This is a genomic window from Paraburkholderia flagellata (assembly GCF_021390645.1).
Lineage (GTDB): Bacteria > Pseudomonadota > Gammaproteobacteria > Burkholderiales > Burkholderiaceae > Paraburkholderia > Paraburkholderia flagellata.
Genome location: NZ_JAJEJT010000001.1, coordinates 248,549 through 263,869, shown reverse-complemented (window position 1 = coordinate 263,869; position 15,321 = coordinate 248,549). Strand labels below are relative to the sequence as shown.

Annotated in this window: 14 protein-coding genes; 3 read left to right on the top strand and 11 right to left on the bottom strand. The window is 64.3% G+C overall.

Going from position 1 to position 15,321, the window contains the following annotated elements:
* Positions 1-23 precede the first annotated feature (23 nt).
* From secB to L0U83_RS01200, 3 genes are all read right to left on the bottom strand, one after another.
* Entirely contained in the window at positions 24-488 is a 465-nt protein-coding gene (gene secB, locus L0U83_RS01210; protein ID WP_233879248.1) for a protein-export chaperone SecB, read from the bottom strand.
* 227 nt (positions 489-715) lie between these two features.
* Positions 716-976 (bottom strand): glutaredoxin 3, encoded by a 261-nt coding sequence (grxC, locus tag L0U83_RS01205; protein WP_233879242.1) that lies wholly within the window; start codon positions 974-976, stop codon positions 716-718.
* Positions 973-1,398, bottom strand: a complete 426-nt coding sequence (locus L0U83_RS01200; protein ID WP_233879228.1) for a rhodanese-like domain-containing protein — start codon at positions 1,396-1,398, stop codon at positions 973-975. The genes grxC and L0U83_RS01200 overlap by 4 nt, the downstream gene beginning before the upstream one ends.
* 211 nt (positions 1,399-1,609) lie before the next feature.
* Between L0U83_RS01200 and gpmA the strand changes: the two genes are divergently transcribed.
* The 3 genes from gpmA to L0U83_RS01185 all read left to right on the top strand — a co-directional run bounded on the left by gpmA (position 1,610) and on the right by L0U83_RS01185 (position 5,267).
* Complete coding sequence (gene gpmA, locus L0U83_RS01195) at positions 1,610-2,359, top strand: 2,3-diphosphoglycerate-dependent phosphoglycerate mutase (RefSeq protein ID WP_233879226.1); 750 nt, start codon at positions 1,610-1,612, stop codon at positions 2,357-2,359.
* 391 nt (positions 2,360-2,750) lie between these two features.
* Entirely contained in the window at positions 2,751-4,328 is a 1,578-nt protein-coding gene (locus L0U83_RS01190; protein WP_233879224.1) for a S41 family peptidase, read from the top strand.
* 177 nt (positions 4,329-4,505) lie between these two features.
* Entirely contained in the window at positions 4,506-5,267 is a 762-nt protein-coding gene (locus L0U83_RS01185) for a HesA/MoeB/ThiF family protein (RefSeq protein WP_233879222.1), read from the top strand.
* A gap of 80 nt (positions 5,268-5,347) precedes the next feature.
* Here L0U83_RS01185 and ptsP read toward each other — a convergent pair whose 3' ends face one another.
* The 8 genes from ptsP to L0U83_RS01145 all read right to left on the bottom strand — a co-directional run bounded on the left by ptsP (position 5,348) and on the right by L0U83_RS01145 (position 15,214).
* Positions 5,348-7,087: a phosphoenolpyruvate--protein phosphotransferase gene (ptsP, locus tag L0U83_RS01180; protein ID WP_233879214.1), complete on the bottom strand. Its 1,740-nt coding sequence runs from the start codon at positions 7,085-7,087 to the stop codon at positions 5,348-5,350.
* Between the two features lie 213 nt (positions 7,088-7,300).
* Positions 7,301-7,570 carry an HPr family phosphocarrier protein gene (locus tag L0U83_RS01175; RefSeq protein ID WP_028201809.1) on the bottom strand — a complete coding sequence of 90 codons (270 nt, stop codon included), beginning with the start codon at positions 7,568-7,570 and terminating at the stop codon, positions 7,301-7,303.
* An 85-nt stretch (positions 7,571-7,655) separates the two neighbouring features.
* Positions 7,656-8,240, bottom strand: coding sequence for a PTS sugar transporter subunit IIA (locus L0U83_RS01170; RefSeq protein ID WP_233879194.1), 585 nt, complete (start codon positions 8,238-8,240; stop codon positions 7,656-7,658).
* 442 nt (positions 8,241-8,682) lie between these two features.
* Positions 8,683-9,636 (bottom strand): glutathione synthase, encoded by a 954-nt coding sequence (gene gshB, locus L0U83_RS01165; protein ID WP_233879192.1) that lies wholly within the window; start codon positions 9,634-9,636, stop codon positions 8,683-8,685.
* A gap of 135 nt (positions 9,637-9,771) precedes the next feature.
* Positions 9,772-11,061 carry a glutamate--cysteine ligase gene (gene gshA / locus L0U83_RS01160; protein WP_233879190.1) on the bottom strand — a complete coding sequence of 430 codons (1,290 nt, stop codon included), beginning with the start codon at positions 11,059-11,061 and terminating at the stop codon, positions 9,772-9,774.
* Positions 11,062-11,450: 389 nt separating this feature from the next.
* A complete protein-coding gene (ltrA, locus tag L0U83_RS01155; RefSeq protein ID WP_373320943.1) occupies positions 11,451-12,830 on the bottom strand; it encodes a group II intron reverse transcriptase/maturase in 1,380 nt (459 codons plus the stop codon).
* Positions 12,831-13,320: 490 nt separating this feature from the next.
* Positions 13,321-14,823 (bottom strand): ammonium transporter, encoded by a 1,503-nt coding sequence (locus tag L0U83_RS01150; RefSeq protein WP_233879186.1) that lies wholly within the window; start codon positions 14,821-14,823, stop codon positions 13,321-13,323.
* A gap of 52 nt (positions 14,824-14,875) precedes the next feature.
* Entirely contained in the window at positions 14,876-15,214 is a 339-nt protein-coding gene (locus L0U83_RS01145) for a P-II family nitrogen regulator (RefSeq protein WP_028201804.1), read from the bottom strand.
* Positions 15,215-15,321: the final 107 nt, after the last annotated feature.

Below are 15,321 nucleotides of genomic sequence, written 5' to 3'. Positions count from 1 at the left end.
CGTGGAAACGATCAACGTACGCTTTAGTGCGTCGCGCTGCTTGCGCCGTCTTGCTGGGCGAGTTGCTGCAGGCGTTGCTCGTAGAGCGCCTGGAAGTTGATCTCGGCCAGGTGGATCGGCGGGAAGCCCGCGCGCGTGATCGCGTCGGCGATGTTCGAGCGCAGGTACGGGAACAGGATGGTCGGGCAAGCGATGCCGACGAGCGGATCGACCTGTTCGGCCGGAATGTTGCGGATGTCGAAAATGCCGGCTTGCTTGGCTTCGATCAGGAACGCAACCTTGTCCTTGACCTTGGCGGTGACGGTGCCGGTGACGATGATCTCGAACACCGAGTCGGCGAGGCGCTCGGCCTTCACGTCGACTTCCACTTCGACCGAAGGCATGTCCTGCTCAAGGAAGATGGCCGGCGAATTCGGCTGCTCGAGCGACATGTCCTTGAGGTAGATGCGCTGGATATTGAAGAACGGCTGGTTGTTCTCGTCAGACATGGTGTATGGCTTCCCTGATTGAATGGATCACGGCGGCATTATCGTGGCATCTCGAAGTCCCGAAAATGCGCCGCACTACGGCAATGAACGGCAACAGGCCCGCGCAAGCCTCGCTGGCTCGCGCGGGCCGAAACCCTGCGTCGCTACGTCGCGCTGCGCAGCCCGCCTGCGGACCGAGGCCGCACGGCAATCGGGCTGCAAATCAGGCTATGAACCCGCCTCTAACCTCAGGCGGCTTCGAGCAGCGGCGTCAAGCCGCCCGCACGGTCGAGCGCGGAGAGGTCATCGTAACCGCCCACGTGCGTCTCGCCGATGAAAACCTGCGGCACGGTACGCCGGCCGGTGCGCGTCATCATCTCGTCGCGCCGCGCCGGGTCCCGGTCGATCAGCACTTTCTCGATGTGTTCGACGCCGCGCGACTTTAAAAGACGCTCGGCCATCTGGCAATACGGGCACACCTGGGTGCTGTACATGACCACTTTGCTCACTTCGAACCTCCTTGTTTCACGACCGGCATTCCGGCCTGCTGCCAGGCGTTCACGCCGCCGTCCAGCACGTGGACCTCGGCAAAACCGGCGTCCTTCACGAGGCGCAGTGCCTTGTGCGACTGCTGGCCCGTCTGGCAGACCAGCAACACCGGGTTGCTTTTGTTCTTCACGAGCTGGCCGATCTTCGTCTCGAGTTCGCCAAATTCAACCTGGCGCGACGACGGCAGATGGCCCTTCGCGAATTCACCCGCGGGACGCAGGTCGACGACCACCGCATTGCGGCGGTTAATGAGCTGCGTCGCCTCGGCGGTGGAAACGCCGCCGCGGCCGCCGCGCTTGAGCGTCGGCCACAGGAGCAACCCTCCTGAGATGAGGACGATCGCGATGAGTACAAGGTTGATGTAATTGGTGAAGAACGTCACGGAGGGTCCGCCGGAAAAAGGGAAAGTCGGAGAAATCGTGCGAAATCGGATTCGGACAATCCGCTCATTATAAAATAACCGTTTGTCGCAGGGTTACCGCCCCCCAGCCCGGGCGTGCAGCCCGCCGGACTGGAGCGCTGCCATGCCGTCGCTGCGGCGTCGCGCTTCCCGTCCCCGATTACCGCTTCCTTCACTACCGACCGGCATCCTCATGTACAAACTCGTACTCATCCGCCACGGCGAATCGACGTGGAACAAGGAAAACCGCTTCACCGGCTGGGTGGACGTCGACCTCACCGAGCAGGGCAACCGCGAAGCGCAGCAGGCAGGCCAGCTGCTCAAGGAGTCCGGCTACACGTTCGACATCGCCTACACCTCGGTGCTCAAGCGCGCGATCCGCACGCTCTGGCACGTGCAGGACCAGATGGACCAGATGTATCTGCCCGTGGTCCACTCGTGGCGCCTGAACGAGCGTCACTACGGCGCGCTTTCGGGCCTGAACAAGGCCGAAACCGCCGCCAAGTTCGGCGACGAGCAGGTTCTGGTCTGGCGTCGCAGCTACGACACGCCGCCGCCCGCGCTCGAGCCGACCGACTCGCGCACGGCATACAACGACCCGCGCTACGCCAAGGTGCCGCGCGAGGAGCTGCCGCTCACCGAGTGCCTGAAGGACACGGTCGCGCGCGTGATGCCGATCTGGAACGAGTCGATCGCACCGGCCATCAAGGCGGGCAAGAAGGTGGTGATCGCCGCGCACGGCAACTCGATCCGCGCGCTCGTGAAGTACCTCGACAACATTTCGGATGACGACATCGTCGGCCTGAACATCCCGAACGGCGTGCCGCTCGTCTATGAACTGGACGAGAACCTCAAGCCCATCAAGAACTACTATCTGGGCGACGCCGAAGCCATCGCGCAAGCGCAGGCCGCTGTTGCGAACCAGGGCAAGAAGGCGGGCTAAACGCACTTCCCGTCATCGGCCGCATCCTGGCCGTGCCTTGTTCATTCAGGCAGCCGCCGGTCCGATGGACCGGCGGCTGGCCGTGGACAGTGCCCACCGCCCTCGCGCGAGCCGCGCGCCTTCGCGTCGTCAATCGCGGGCTCCCACGATTCGTTGCACATTCCCCTTTTCCGCTTTTTTCGTCCTGGCTGACAAGATTGCCAGCGCCCTGTCAGCACCGCGCCAGCACCGGATTCACGGCACACGGTTTGCGAACCAGGCGTCGGCCGCGCTGTCTTAGTCCCATCGTTCGCGCCTTATACACAGCCACGGCGGGTGTGCAGTTATACTTGTCCGTCGCTTTTCCAATAGACGCTGCCACGCGCCTTCTCGACCGCACGCAACATACTCTATGCGAAAGAACCTGAAAAACATCGGCCTGATCGCCGCTGGCCTCGCAACCGGCGTATTTGCCACCCTGCAGATTTCCGCCGAGGCGCAGCAAACCACGCAGACGGTCGTCGAACCGCTGCCGCTCGACCAGCTGAGGCTCTTTGCCGAAGTGTTCGGTCAAATCAAGCATGAGTATGTCGTGCCGGTGGACGACAAGAAGCTCCTCACCGCCGCCATCAAGGGCATGGTGTCGAGCCTCGACCCGCACTCGTCGTATCTCGACAAGACCGATTACCAGGAGCTCCAGGAACAGACCAAGGGTCGTTTCGCGGGCCTCGGCATCGAAATCTCGTCGGAAGACGGGTTGATCAAGGTCATCTCGCCGATCGAAGACACACCCGCGTACCGCGCCGGCATTCGTCCGGGCGACCTCATCACGCGCATCAACGACAAGCCGGTGCGCGGCATGACGCTCGACCAGGCCGTCAAGCAGATGCGCGGCGACCCGGGCACCAAGGTCACACTCACGATCTTCCGCAAGACCGACGACCGCACCTTCCCGCTCACCATCACGCGCGCCATCATCAAGGTGCAGAGCGTGAAGTCGAAGATCCTGCAACCGGGCTACGCGTATATCCGCATCACGAGCTTCCAGGAGCGCACGGTCCCCGACCTCGCCCAGAAGCTGCAGGACATCGCGCGCCAGGAACCTAACCTCAAGGGCATCATCCTCGACCTGCGCAACAACGGCGGCGGCCTGCTGCAAAGCGCCGTGGGCGTGGCGGGCGCGTTCCTGCCGCCGGACTCGGTCGTCGTCTCGACGAACGGCCAGATCCCGGACTCGAAGCAGGTCTACCGCGACACCTACGAGAACTACCGCCTGCCGTCGTTCGACGGCGACCCGCTCAAGGGCGAAGCGGCCGAGTTCAAGACCGTGCCGATGATCGTGCTGACCAACGCCTATTCGGCGTCGGCTTCGGAAATCGTCGCGGGCGCGCTGCAGGACTCCAAGCGTGCGCTGATCGTCGGCAAGACGACGTTCGGCAAGGGCTCGGTGCAGACCGTGCGCCCGATGACGGCCGACACGGCGCTGCGCCTGACCACGGCGTACTACTACACGCCGAGCGGCCGCTCGATCCAGAACAAGGGCATCCGTCCTGACATCGCGGTCGACCAGTATTCCGACGGCGATCCGGATGACGCACTCGTCACGCGCGAAGTGGACTACCAGAACCACCTCGCCAATACGCAGGATCCGGACGAGAAGAAGGAGCAGGATGTGCGCGAGCAGGAGCGCATGGACATGCTGCGCCAGCTCGAGGAGCAGAACGACAAGAAGACGCCGGAGCAGCGCCAGAAGGATCGCGAGCGCAAGCCGGTCGAATTCGGCTCCACCGACGACTTCATGCTCCAGCAGGCGCTGAACAAGCTCCAGGGCAAGCCGGTGACCGAGTCGAAGTCGCCGATGGAGCGCCGCCTCGCACAGCAGAAGCCGCCGACCTCGGCTTCCGCGCCGATCGCCGTGAAGCCGGGCGCGCTCATCATGGCGCCGGCTCCGGGCTCTGCTGCCGCGCCGGCTTCGGCTCCGGCCAAGTAACACGCTGTACCCGCCTCGCGACCCGCGCGTCTTGTGCGCCGGTCGCGAGGCCGCCCCTCCTCCAGCCGCTGGCGTCGTTACAATAACTGCACTGTATTTCCCCGGCGCGCGCTTCTCCATTCAGGGCCACTCAGGCTCTCGAGGTCCATCGCAGCGCCATCGAGCAAGCGCATCGCGATGAACGACGACCAACTCCTTCGCTATTCCCGCCATATCCTCGTCGACGAGATCGGCATCGAGGCGCAGCAGCGCTTTCTGGACGCGCACGCGATCGTCGTGGGCGCAGGAGGGCTCGGGTCGCCGGCGGCGATGTATCTCGCGGCCTCTGGCGTGGGCACGCTCACGCTCGTCGACAACGACACCGTCGACCTCACGAACCTGCAGCGGCAGATCATGCACGAGACGGCGTCGGTGGGCCGCGCGAAGGTCGAGTCGGGCCGCGACGCCATCGCGCGCCTGAATCCCGAGGTGAAGGTGAACGCGCTGCAAACGCGCATCGACGATGCGTGGCTCGATGCGCACGTGCCGGGCGCAACAGTCGTGCTCGACTGCACCGACAATTTCGCCACGCGCCACGCCATCAACCGCGCGTGCGTGAAGCACGGCGTGCCGCTCGTCTCGGGCGCGGCGCTGCGTTTTGACGGGCAGATCAGCACGTTCGACTTCCGCGACGACGCTTCGCCCTGCTACGCCTGCGTGTTTCCCGAAGATCAACCCTTCGAGGAAGTGGCGTGCTCGACGATGGGAGTGTTCGCGCCCACGGTGGGCATCATCGGCGCGATGCAGGCGGCCGAGGCGTTGCGCGTGATTGGCGGCATCGGCGCGCCGCTCGTCGGACGGCTCATGATGCTCGACTCGCTGCGCATGGAGTGGAACACGATGCGCGTGGCGCGGCAGCCGGATTGCCCGGTGTGCGGCGAGCGGCACCGGCACGCTTGAAGCGCGCGCAAGCCTGGACAAAAAAAGCCCCGGACATGCCGGGGCTTTTTGCATTTGCGTGCGAGCGCGCGTGAAGAGGGTCAGGCCTGCATCACACGTTGCAGCGCCACCTGCAACTCCTCGGGCTCGTAAGCGGCCAGCACTTCCGACACCGGTTTTTCCAGCGTCTTGAGCTGCGAGCGGAGGATCTCCTGCTTCACCACGAGCAACTGGCTCGGATGCATCGAAAACTCGGTGAGCCCCATGCCGAGCAGCAAGCGCGTGAACGCCGGATCGCCCGCCATTTCCCCGCACACCGAAACCGGCACGCCCGCGCGCTTCGCCTCGCGCAGCGTATGTGCGATCAGCTGCAGCACGGCCGGATGCAGCGGGTCGTACAGGTCGGCCACCGCGTTGTCGGCCCGATCGATGGCGAGCGCGTACTGAATCAGGTCGTTGGTGCCGATCGAGAGGAAGTCCAGACGCCGCAGGAACATCGGCAGCGCGAGCACCGCCGCCGGAATCTCGATCATCGCGCCGACCTGGATGTTGGGATCGTAGGCGTAACCGGCGTCGTCGAGCTGGCGCTTCGCCTCGCGGATCAGGTCGAGCGTCTGGTCGATCTGCTGCGCGTGCGCGAGCATCGGAATCAGGATCTTGACCGAACCGAACGCCGAGGCGCGCAGGATCGCGCGCAGTTGCGTGAGGAACATCTGCGGCTCGGAGAGGCTCCAGCGGATCGCGCGCAGGCCGAGCGCGGGGTTCGCGGCCGTTTCGTAGCCGTCGCCGCTGCTCATCGAGTCGAGCGGCTTGTCCGCACCCACGTCGATCGTGCGGATCGTCACGGGCAGGCCGTTCATGAGCTCGACCGCGCGACGGTAGGCGGCGAACTGCTCGTCCTCCTCCGGCAACTGGTTCTTGTGGTTCATGAACAGGAACTCGGTGCGGAAGAGACCCACGCCCGTCGCACCCGAGTCGAGCGCGGCCTGCGCGTCGTCGGGCAGCTCAATGTTCGCGTAGAGCTGGATCTTCGCGCCGCACAGCGTTTGCGTGGGCGAGAACTTCAGGCGCTGGAGCTTGCGCCGCTCGAGCGCCATCTCGCTTTGCCGGTAGGTGTACTCCTCCAGCACGATCGGCGCGGGATCGACGATCACGACGCCATGGTCGCCGTCGACGATGATGAGATCGTCCTGTCGGATCAGCGCACTCGCCTGCTGCATGCCCACGGCCGCCGGAATGCCCAGACTGCGCGCCACGATGGCCGTGTGCGAGGTGCGCCCGCCCAGATCGGTGACGAAGCCCTGGAAGGTTTGCCCCTTGAACTGCAACATGTCGGCCGGCGCGATGTCGTGCGCGACGACGATCATCTCGTCGCAGCCGCCGTGCAGCGAGGGGGGCATGGCGCCCGCGAGCGACTTCAGCACGCGCTCCACGACCTGTTCGATATCGGCCTTGCGCTCGCGCAGGTATTCGTCCTCCACGTCGTCGAAGTGGCGCGAGAGGCGTTCCAGCTGTTCGGTAAGCGCCCACTCCACATTGAATCGGCGCGTGCGGATGAGGTCGATGGTCTCCTGCACGAGCATCACGTCGTTCAGGATCATGAGGTGAACGCCGATGAACGCGCCCATTTCGGAAGGGGCGTCGGCGGCGAGGTCGGCGCGCAGCGCGTCGAGTTCCTTCTCCACGGCCTGAAGCGCCGCGCGAAAGCGCTCGATTTCGTCTTCGATCTGCGCGGGCTCGATGATGTAGTGGTCGACGTCGAGCGCAGCCGGGGCGATCAGATACGCTCGCCCGATGGCTATACCGCGTGATACGGGAATTCCATGCAGCGTGAACGGCACGCGCACCTCCTCTGGTTATTTGATGCTGCGGCAAACCGCTGCAATGCGCTCTCTCAGACCCCGGCGACGATTATAAATTCCAGCGCGGCCAAATGTGGCCGTGCGCGCGTGTTCGCGCCTTACTGCGGCCTTCTGCAGCAGCCCCCGGCGCACAAATGAAAACGCCGCGGCAAACCGCGGCGTTCCGTGCAAGGCGCAACGACCGCGCGCGTCTTACTGGCCTTCACCAAACTTGTCGGCGATCAACTTGAGCAGCGCGCTCATGGCGTCAGCCTCGTCTGGGCCTTCGGTTTCGATCATCACCGTGCTGCCGATGCCTGCCGCCAGCATCATGACCCCCATGATGCTCTTGGCGTTGATGCGGCGGCCGTTGCGGCTCATCCAGATTTCCGCCTGATAGTTGCCTGCGAGCTGCGTCAGCTTCGCCGATGCCCGCGCGTGCAGGCCGAGTTTGTTCACGATGGTCGTTTCTTGTTGCAGCATAGGTCGATCCGGACGCTGTGTGTGGAAGTGTGACTGGGGTCTTTCGATGTGCCTTGTTTTTGGCTTTCGGTGCCGCGCCGCCGGTTCAGGTGGTGCCAGCCGGCCTGAATACGCCCGCCGCGACACCGCCTGTGCAAGCCGCGCCCAGCGCTGCGGCGGCCGGCTGACTGGCGCTCTCGCCTGCGGCCTGACTTGCGGTGTGCTTCGTCGCGTCAGCAGCGCCTTCGGTGCAGGGCGTGGGCGGGCAGCCGCATTCGCTCGCCGTGGCCGCAACGGACGGCACGGTCGGCCCGATGGTCTGGACGCCCTTGCTCGCGCCGGCGAGCGCCTTTTCGACGAGCGTGTCGAGCGGCGTCGCGCGGTAGCACACGGCACGCACCAGCATCGGCAGATTCACGCCGGCCAGCACGCGCACCTCGGGCACCGTGGCGAGGCGTGCTGCGATGTTCGAAGGCGTGGCCCCGAACATGTCGGTCAACACGAGCGCGCCGTTGTCCTCGCGCAAGCGCTCGATCTCCGAATGTGCCTTGGCGACCACTTCAGCCGGGTCGCTGTCGGGGAGCACGTCGAGCGCGCCGATACGCGCCGGACAACCGCCATAGATATGCGCGATGCACTCGCGTAGCGCGGTAGCGAGCGGTGCGTGCGCAATGATCAGAATCCCTGCCATGTCAGCTTGACTGCAAAAAACGGCTCAGGTTGATGCCCGGACGATACGTAGATCGCGTCCTGCAGCGCCGAGCCTGCGGCCAGCCGTGGGCTCGCAGGGTCGGAACACGCGCCGCGCGGCAACCAGATCGTCTGTACGACGCCGGCTTGCCAGCCCGGAACGCGGGCTCGCGGCATTGTAGCAGGGTCATTTTCGCGCACGCGAGGCGGTTCTGCTCACAGCGGCGACAGATGTCGCGCGCCATTCACAGACTCCGGGCGCGTGCACAACCTTTCGTGGTCCGAAACTGCCCGCCAGCCAAGGTCTCGATGGCGCGGCCGCCCTGCAGGGCGCCCACAGCTCGCAAATGCCGCCATACATGCGGCTTTCAAGTCCGCATTCCAGGTGCGGGCTTCAAATGCGCCCCGGCCCGTGATTCGGGGCAAAAACCGGCCGATCCAATTCAGGCCGCCGCGCGCTCCAGCGCGTCGATGAACATGGTGGCCACATCGAAGCCCGTTTGCTCCATGATTTCGCGGAAACACGTCGGGCTCGTGACATTGACCTCGGTTAGCCAGTCGCCGATGGCATCGAGCCCGACGAGCAGCAGGCCGCGTGCCGCGAGCGTCGGGCCGAGCGCTTTCGCGATCTCCATATCGCGCGCCGTGAGCGGCTGCGCGACGCCAAGTCCGCCCGCCGCCAGATTGCCGCGCACTTCATTGCCCTGAGGAATGCGCGCGAGCGAAAACGGCACCGGCTCGCCGCCGATCAGCAGAATGCGCTTGTCGCCGGCCTTGATCTCGGGGATGAACTTCTGCGCCATCACGCTGCGCGCGCCGTCATGGCTCAGCATCTCGATGATCGAGCCGAGGTTCATGCCGTCCGCTTTCACGCGGAACACGCCCATGCCGCCCATGCCGTCGAGCGGCTTCAGGATCACGTCCTGATGCTCTTCGTGGAACTTGCGCAGGCGCGCCGCGCTGCGCGTGACGAGCGTGGGCGCGACGAACTGCGGAAATTCACCGATGGCGAGCTTTTCCGAATGATCGCGAATCGACTGCGGCTTGTTGAAGATCTTCGCGCCCGCGCGCTCGGCAATCTCCAGCAGCCACGTGGACGTCACGTACTCCATGTCGAACGGCGGGTCCTTGCGCATGACGACGGCGTCGAAGCCCGTGAGCGCGCGCGAATCGGCGCTGGCTTCGAACCACGTTTCGCGATGCAGGTCCGCCGTATCGCCGACGATCGTAAAGCGCCGCACGTCGGCTTCGACCTGGCCGTTCACCCATGCGAGATGTTGCGGCTCGCACGCAAAGAGCCTGTGGCCGCGCTTCGCGGCCTCGGCCATCATCGCGTAGGTCGAGTCCTTGTAGATCTTGAACCGCTCGAGCGGATCAGCGATGAAGAGAATGTCCATATCGTCTCTGCCTTGTCCCTGTCTTGTCGCTGCTTGACGCCTGAAATGGCGCCCGATGTGGTGCCTGTTTTCATGACGGCAACGCCCGCACGGTGGCGGGCGCTGCGTTCAATGGTGTGAATGATGACGGCTGGATCAGACCTGGATCGCCTCGGGGTCGGTCTTCTCCAGCTCGACCGAAGCCGCCAGCAACCCGAGCCGCGCCACCACGCCGTACATGTAAAAACGGTTCGGCGGCGCCGCACCCGCTTTCGCACGCGTGTCGGGCAGCGCCGTGTGCTCGAAACCGAGCGGCACGAAATGCATGCCCGGCGCGTTCAGGTTCTGGTCGCGCTCGCGGCTGCCGTGCGCGCGGTAGAAGCCGCCCACCACGTAGCGGTCGATCATGTATACGACCGGCTCGGCCACTTCGTCGCCGATATGCTCGAACGTGTAGACGCCTTCCTGCACGATCACGTCGTGCACTTCGAGCCCGTCCTTCGTGGCCGACATCTTCGCACGTTCGCGCTTCGTGAGCGCGGCGACCTCCGAAGCGTCGTGCACCGTCATTACACCGCGGCCATCCGTGCCGGCATCGGACTTGATGACGACATAGGGCTTTTCGGTGATGCCGTACTCGCGATACTTCTTCGCGATCTTCTTGAGCACGGCGTCGATGGCGGTGGCGAGCTGCTCCTCACCCGTGCGCGCCTCGAAGTCCACGCCTTCGACGTGCGCGAAGTACGGATTGATCATCCACGGGTCCACGCCCACCATCTTTGCGAACTTCTTCGCCACGTCGTCATAGCAGGAAAAGTGCGTGGACTTGCGACGCACCGCCCAGCCCGCGTGCAGCGGCGGCAGCAGGTACTGCTCATGCAGGTTTTCGAGCACCGGCGGAATGCCGCCCGAAAGATCATTGTTCAGCAGGATCGAGCACGGGTCGAAGTTCTTCAGACCCAGGCGCCGCTGCGAACGCTCGAGCGGTTCGAGCACGATCTTCTGGCCGTCCGCGAGCGAAATCGTCACCGGCCCGGCGATGGTTTCGTCGAGCGTGCCGAAGCGCACGTTCAGGCCGGCCTGGCGCATGATCGTGGCGAGCCGCGCGACATTCTCCAGATAGAACGCGTTGCGCGTGTGCATCTCCGGAATCACGAGCAGGTTCTTGGCGTCCGGGCAGATCTTTTCGATCGCGGCCATGGCCGCCTGCACGGCGAGCGGCAGCACTTCCTGCGGCAGGCAGTGGAAGGCGCCGGGAAAAAGGTTGGTGTCGACGGGCGCGAGCTTGAAACCGGCGTTGCGCAAGTCGACCGAGCAGTAGAACGGCGGCGTGTGTTCCTGCCATTCGAGGCGGAACCAACGCTCGATGGCCGGCGTCGCGTCGAGGATGCGCTGCTCCAGTTCGAGGAGCGGGCCATTCAACGCCGTAACCAGATGCGGGACCATAAGGGGTGACTCGCAGACGAAATGCTTTGATTGTAGGGAAACCGGTCGTTTATCTGGGGACGATTGCGCCAGTTGCAAGACGGGATTGCCCTCATGAATCCCCACTTGAATTCCCGCTTGCATTCCCTCAAGAACCGTAGGGTCAATCGCCGGTTCCATCCGCGCGGATATTCACGCCGGATATCTATTCTGGACCGAGCGCGCCACCGGGGGCAATTGGGCACACGGTCTGAAGGGGCACTATGCGAACGCGCGGGCGAAGCGCTTATTCCCGTCCGTCCATGTTGTTGCGACCCGCGCGCAAGGCGACAAATTGGGATAGGGGCAGGCCTCGCGGCGCGACCCCTCCCGCACCACCGTGCGTACGGGTCCGTACACGGCGGTTCGGATCAGTTAATCGGCGTAGGGCCTAGCGATGGAAGGCCCAATGAGAGGAAGTAACGATTCGACAGCGCCTTACTTAGCGCAGGGCTATTGCTTAGGCGCCAGGCGCCGTGGGGCGAACCCGCCGTTTGTGCGGCAAGGTCGTGCCCCACGCCGCGCGCAACCAGCTGCCGAAACCGGGTCCGGCCTTGCTTCCACTGCTTCCACAAGAAGCAGCGCAGGCGGCGTCGGATCCATGCATCCAGTTGCCTGAGCACACTGGGCGTTTCGCAGAAACCAAAGTAGCCACGCCAGCCCGTCAGATATCGCTTCAGCGCGCCGATCATCTGGCGAACGCTGATCCCGCGCGAGCGTTGCGTCAATTCCCGGACCCGATCCTTGAAGCGAACCAGAGCATTGGGCGCAATGCGCCTTCTGACCTGCTTTCGCCCCAGGAAGGTAAATCCCAGAAACTTCCGCGTGTGAGGCCGTGCGACGGCGCTCTTCGCCTCGTTGACCTTCAACTTCAGCTTGTTGGTGAGGAAGGCCTTCAGCCCGGCCATCACCCGCTGACCTGCGCGTTCACTGCGCACGTAGACGTTGCAATCGTCTGCGTACCTCACGAATCGCAGCCCGCGTTGCTCAAGCAGCTTGTCGAGATCGTCGAGCAGCAGATTGGATAACAACGGAGACAACGGGCCGCCCTGCGGCGTACCCTCTGCCGTTGCACCAACCAGCCCGTTCTCCAGCACACCTGCCGTCAGGAAGGAGCGAATCAGCTTCAGAACGCGTCTGTCGCTCACCCGCTTTGCCACCCGGCTCATCAGGATATCGTGGCTCACGCGATCGAAGAATTTCTCCAAATCCAAATCTACGACCCAGCGATGTCCCGCCTGGATATAGCTTTGTGCCTTCGCCACCGCCTGATGCGCCGAACGTCCCGGACGGAAGCCATAACTGGATTCCGAGAACGTCGGGTCCCACTGCCTTTGCAGCACCTGCAATACCGCCTGCTGAACGAGCCGGTCGAGCGCAGAGGGGATACCGAGCTTGCGCACGCCACCTCCGTCCGGCTTGGGTATCTCGACCCGTCTCACAGGTTGGGGCTTGTACGTGCCGTTCAGCAGCGTTTCCCTTATCGACGGCCAATGCTCCCGCAGGTACGCCGGTAATGTCTGAACCGTCATGCCGTCCACACCCGGTGCACCCTTGTTCGCCTTCACACGTTTCAACGCCTGCTGCAGGTTCTCCCTTTCGCAGACTTCTTCCATCAGCCGGTCACAAGCCGACGGGCTTTCAGGCTCGGGGTTCGCCGCCATAGGTTCAGCCCCTCGATCAGCCGCCGTCGGGGCTTCACCCCTTCTTCCGCTATCAAGGACGCGATGCGTTTTCTGCTGCGCTCCCATGTCGAGTTCTCCGGCTTACTCGCCGCTCCTCTCCGTTTGGGCCTTCAGGCGTCGCCGCCCTAATATGCCCGCTGCTGACTCCTGCACGGCGATCAGCAACCCTTGCGAGTTGCCCAGTCCTGGTTCCAGGACACCGGGCAGGCCTCCCGAGGTAAGCACAACCGCCTTCGCCACACACCTGCCAGATTTACCGCACCAGTCCTTGATGGTTGTGGACTTCGCGATCCTTTGCTCGCTCGTCCAACTGGGGCGGCCTCATATCTGATTTCTGTTCGTCAGGTCGTGGCTTTGCCACACGCTTCCTTCAGACCCCGCCTCACGACGACGCCCTTGCGTTTCGCTAGCCCTTCGCCACCATCAGGCTGGGCAGGGGACTTCCACCCCCAAGCTGTTGCACATGCTCGGCACACAAAGAAAAGGGCCCGCCGAAATGGCGGGCCCAGGTCGCTGCTTGCTGCCCTGCTAGATCAAACCATCGAGAACGGCGCGCTTATTCCACGCGCTCGCCATGCAGAACCACGTCGAGACCTTCGCGCTCGGCTTCCTCCGAAACGCGCAGGCCCATCACCATGTCGATCACCTTCAGCAGGACGTAGCTCACCACGCCGCTGTAAATGAGGGTCGTGAGCACGCCCTTGGCTTGCAGGATGAGGCTGCCATCCGCGCCGCCGATGTCTTTCACCGCGAACACGCCGGTCAGAAGCGCACCGATGATGCCGCCGATGCCGTGCACACCGAACGCGTCGAGCGAGTCGTCGTAGTTGAACTTGTGCTTGAGCCACGTAGCCGACCAGAAGCAGACCACGCCCGCCACCACGCCGATCACGATCGCGCCGAGCACACCGACGAAGCCCGATGCCGGCGTAATTGCCACGAGACCTGCCACTGCACCCGAAGCGATGCCGAGCACCGACGGCTTGCCCTTGGCGATCCACTCCGCGAACATCCAGCCGAGCGCGGCGCAGGCGGTGGCGACTTGCGTCGTGAGCATCGCGAAGCCCGCACGGCCATCAGCCGCGACTGCCGAACCCGCGTTGAAGCCGAACCAGCCCACCCACAGCATGGCCGCGCCCATCAGCGTGAGCGTGAGGTTGTGCGGAGCCATCACTTCGCGGCCGTAGCCAACCCGCTTGCCGAGCACGAGGCAGCACACCAGACCCGCGATACCGGCGTTGATATGCACGACCGTGCCGCCCGCGAAGTCGAGGATGCCGGCGCTGGCGAGCCAGCCGGTCGGTTCCCAGACCATGTGCGCGATCGGCGAGTAGACGATGATCGACCACAGCGACATGAAGACGAGCATCGCCGAGAACTTCATGCGGTCGGCAAACGCACCGGTGATGAGCGCCGGCGTGATGATCGCGAACGTCATCTGATAGACGAAGTACACGGTCTCGGGGATGGTCGGCGCGAGGTGGCTCACGGTGAGCGTCGTCGCCTTGTCGCCCTTGATGTAGTTCATACCCTCAAGGAAGATGCGCGAGAAGCCGCCTATGAACGAGCCGCCCGGCGTGAACGCGATCGAGTAGCCGACCACCGTCCAGATCACCGTGACCACGCAGGTGATCGCGAAGCTCTGCATGAGCGTGGCGAGCACGTTCTTCTTGCGGACCATGCCGCCGTAGAAGAGCGCGAGGCCCGGAATCGTCATGAACAGCACGAGCGCGGTGGAGGTCAGCATCCACGCGGTGTCGCCCGAGTTGATCTTCGACGAATCGACCGAGAACGGCGCGGTCGGTGCGGCGGGTGCGGCGGCTGCGGCAGCAGCCGATGCGTCGGCAGGGGCGCTTGCGGCAGCGGCAGCCGGGGCGCTTGCGTTGGCGTCAGCCGCGGGGGCCGAAGCCGGTGCGGCCGCCGAAGCGTCGGGTGCCGAAGCCGTGGTGGCCGGCGCGGAAGCCGCGGCGGGCGCGGATGCGTCGTCCGCCAGCGCGGCGCCGACGCCGCCGGCCAGCAGCGAGCCAGCCATCATCAGGGACATCAAAAGTTTGCGCATCTCGGTTTCCTCTTTCCTCTTGTCTCGGTCTCTTTAGGCCTTACTGCGGGCTTTACAGCGCGTCGGCGCCGGTCTCGCCGGTGCGGATGCGGATCACTTGTTCGATCGGTGTGACGAAAATCTTGCCGTCGCCGATCTTGCCGGTGCGTGCCGCGCGTTCGACCGCCTCGATGGCCTGCTCGACGATGTCGTCGGCCACGGCGGCTTCGATCTTCACCTTCGGCAGGAAGTCGACGACATACTCCGCGCCGCGATACAGCTCGGTGTGCCCCTTCTGGCGACCGAAGCCTTTCACCTCTGTCACCGTGATCCCCGAAACGCCGATCGCCGAAAGGGCTTCGCGCGCCTCATCGAGCTTGAAGGGCTTGATGATTGCTGTAATCAGTTTCATGTAGTCCTCGCTGTGGTTTGCTTCATTCCTTTGTTTGCTTCTGCAACGGGCGCCTTGCGAGCGGCGCATGATGCGTAACCGCCCCGCTGGCGCACCGTGAGCCAACC

Excerpts from the sequence above, each read along its gene's own strand:
- secB (WP_233879248.1), bottom strand. The coding sequence starts at position 488 with ATGTCTGACGAGAACAACCAGCCGTTCTTCAATATCCAGCGCATCTAC.
- gpmA (WP_233879226.1), top strand. The coding sequence starts at position 1,610 with ATGTACAAACTCGTACTCATCCGCCACGGCGAATCGACGTGGAACAAG.
- L0U83_RS01190 (WP_233879224.1), top strand. The coding sequence starts at position 2,751 with ATGCGAAAGAACCTGAAAAACATCGGCCTGATCGCCGCTGGCCTCGCA.
- L0U83_RS01185 (WP_233879222.1), top strand. The coding sequence starts at position 4,506 with ATGAACGACGACCAACTCCTTCGCTATTCCCGCCATATCCTCGTCGAC.
- L0U83_RS01175 (WP_028201809.1), bottom strand. The coding sequence starts at position 7,570 with ATGCTGCAACAAGAAACGACCATCGTGAACAAACTCGGCCTGCACGCG.
- L0U83_RS01170 (WP_233879194.1), bottom strand. The coding sequence starts at position 8,240 with ATGGCAGGGATTCTGATCATTGCGCACGCACCGCTCGCTACCGCGCTA.
- gshB (WP_233879192.1), bottom strand. The coding sequence starts at position 9,636 with ATGGACATTCTCTTCATCGCTGATCCGCTCGAGCGGTTCAAGATCTAC.
- gshA (WP_233879190.1), bottom strand. The coding sequence starts at position 11,061 with ATGGTCCCGCATCTGGTTACGGCGTTGAATGGCCCGCTCCTCGAACTG.
- ltrA (WP_373320943.1), bottom strand. The coding sequence starts at position 12,830 with ATGGGAGCGCAGCAGAAAACGCATCGCGTCCTTGATAGCGGAAGAAGG.
- L0U83_RS01150 (WP_233879186.1), bottom strand. The coding sequence starts at position 14,823 with ATGCGCAAACTTTTGATGTCCCTGATGATGGCTGGCTCGCTGCTGGCC.
- L0U83_RS01145 (WP_028201804.1), bottom strand. The coding sequence starts at position 15,214 with ATGAAACTGATTACAGCAATCATCAAGCCCTTCAAGCTCGATGAGGCG.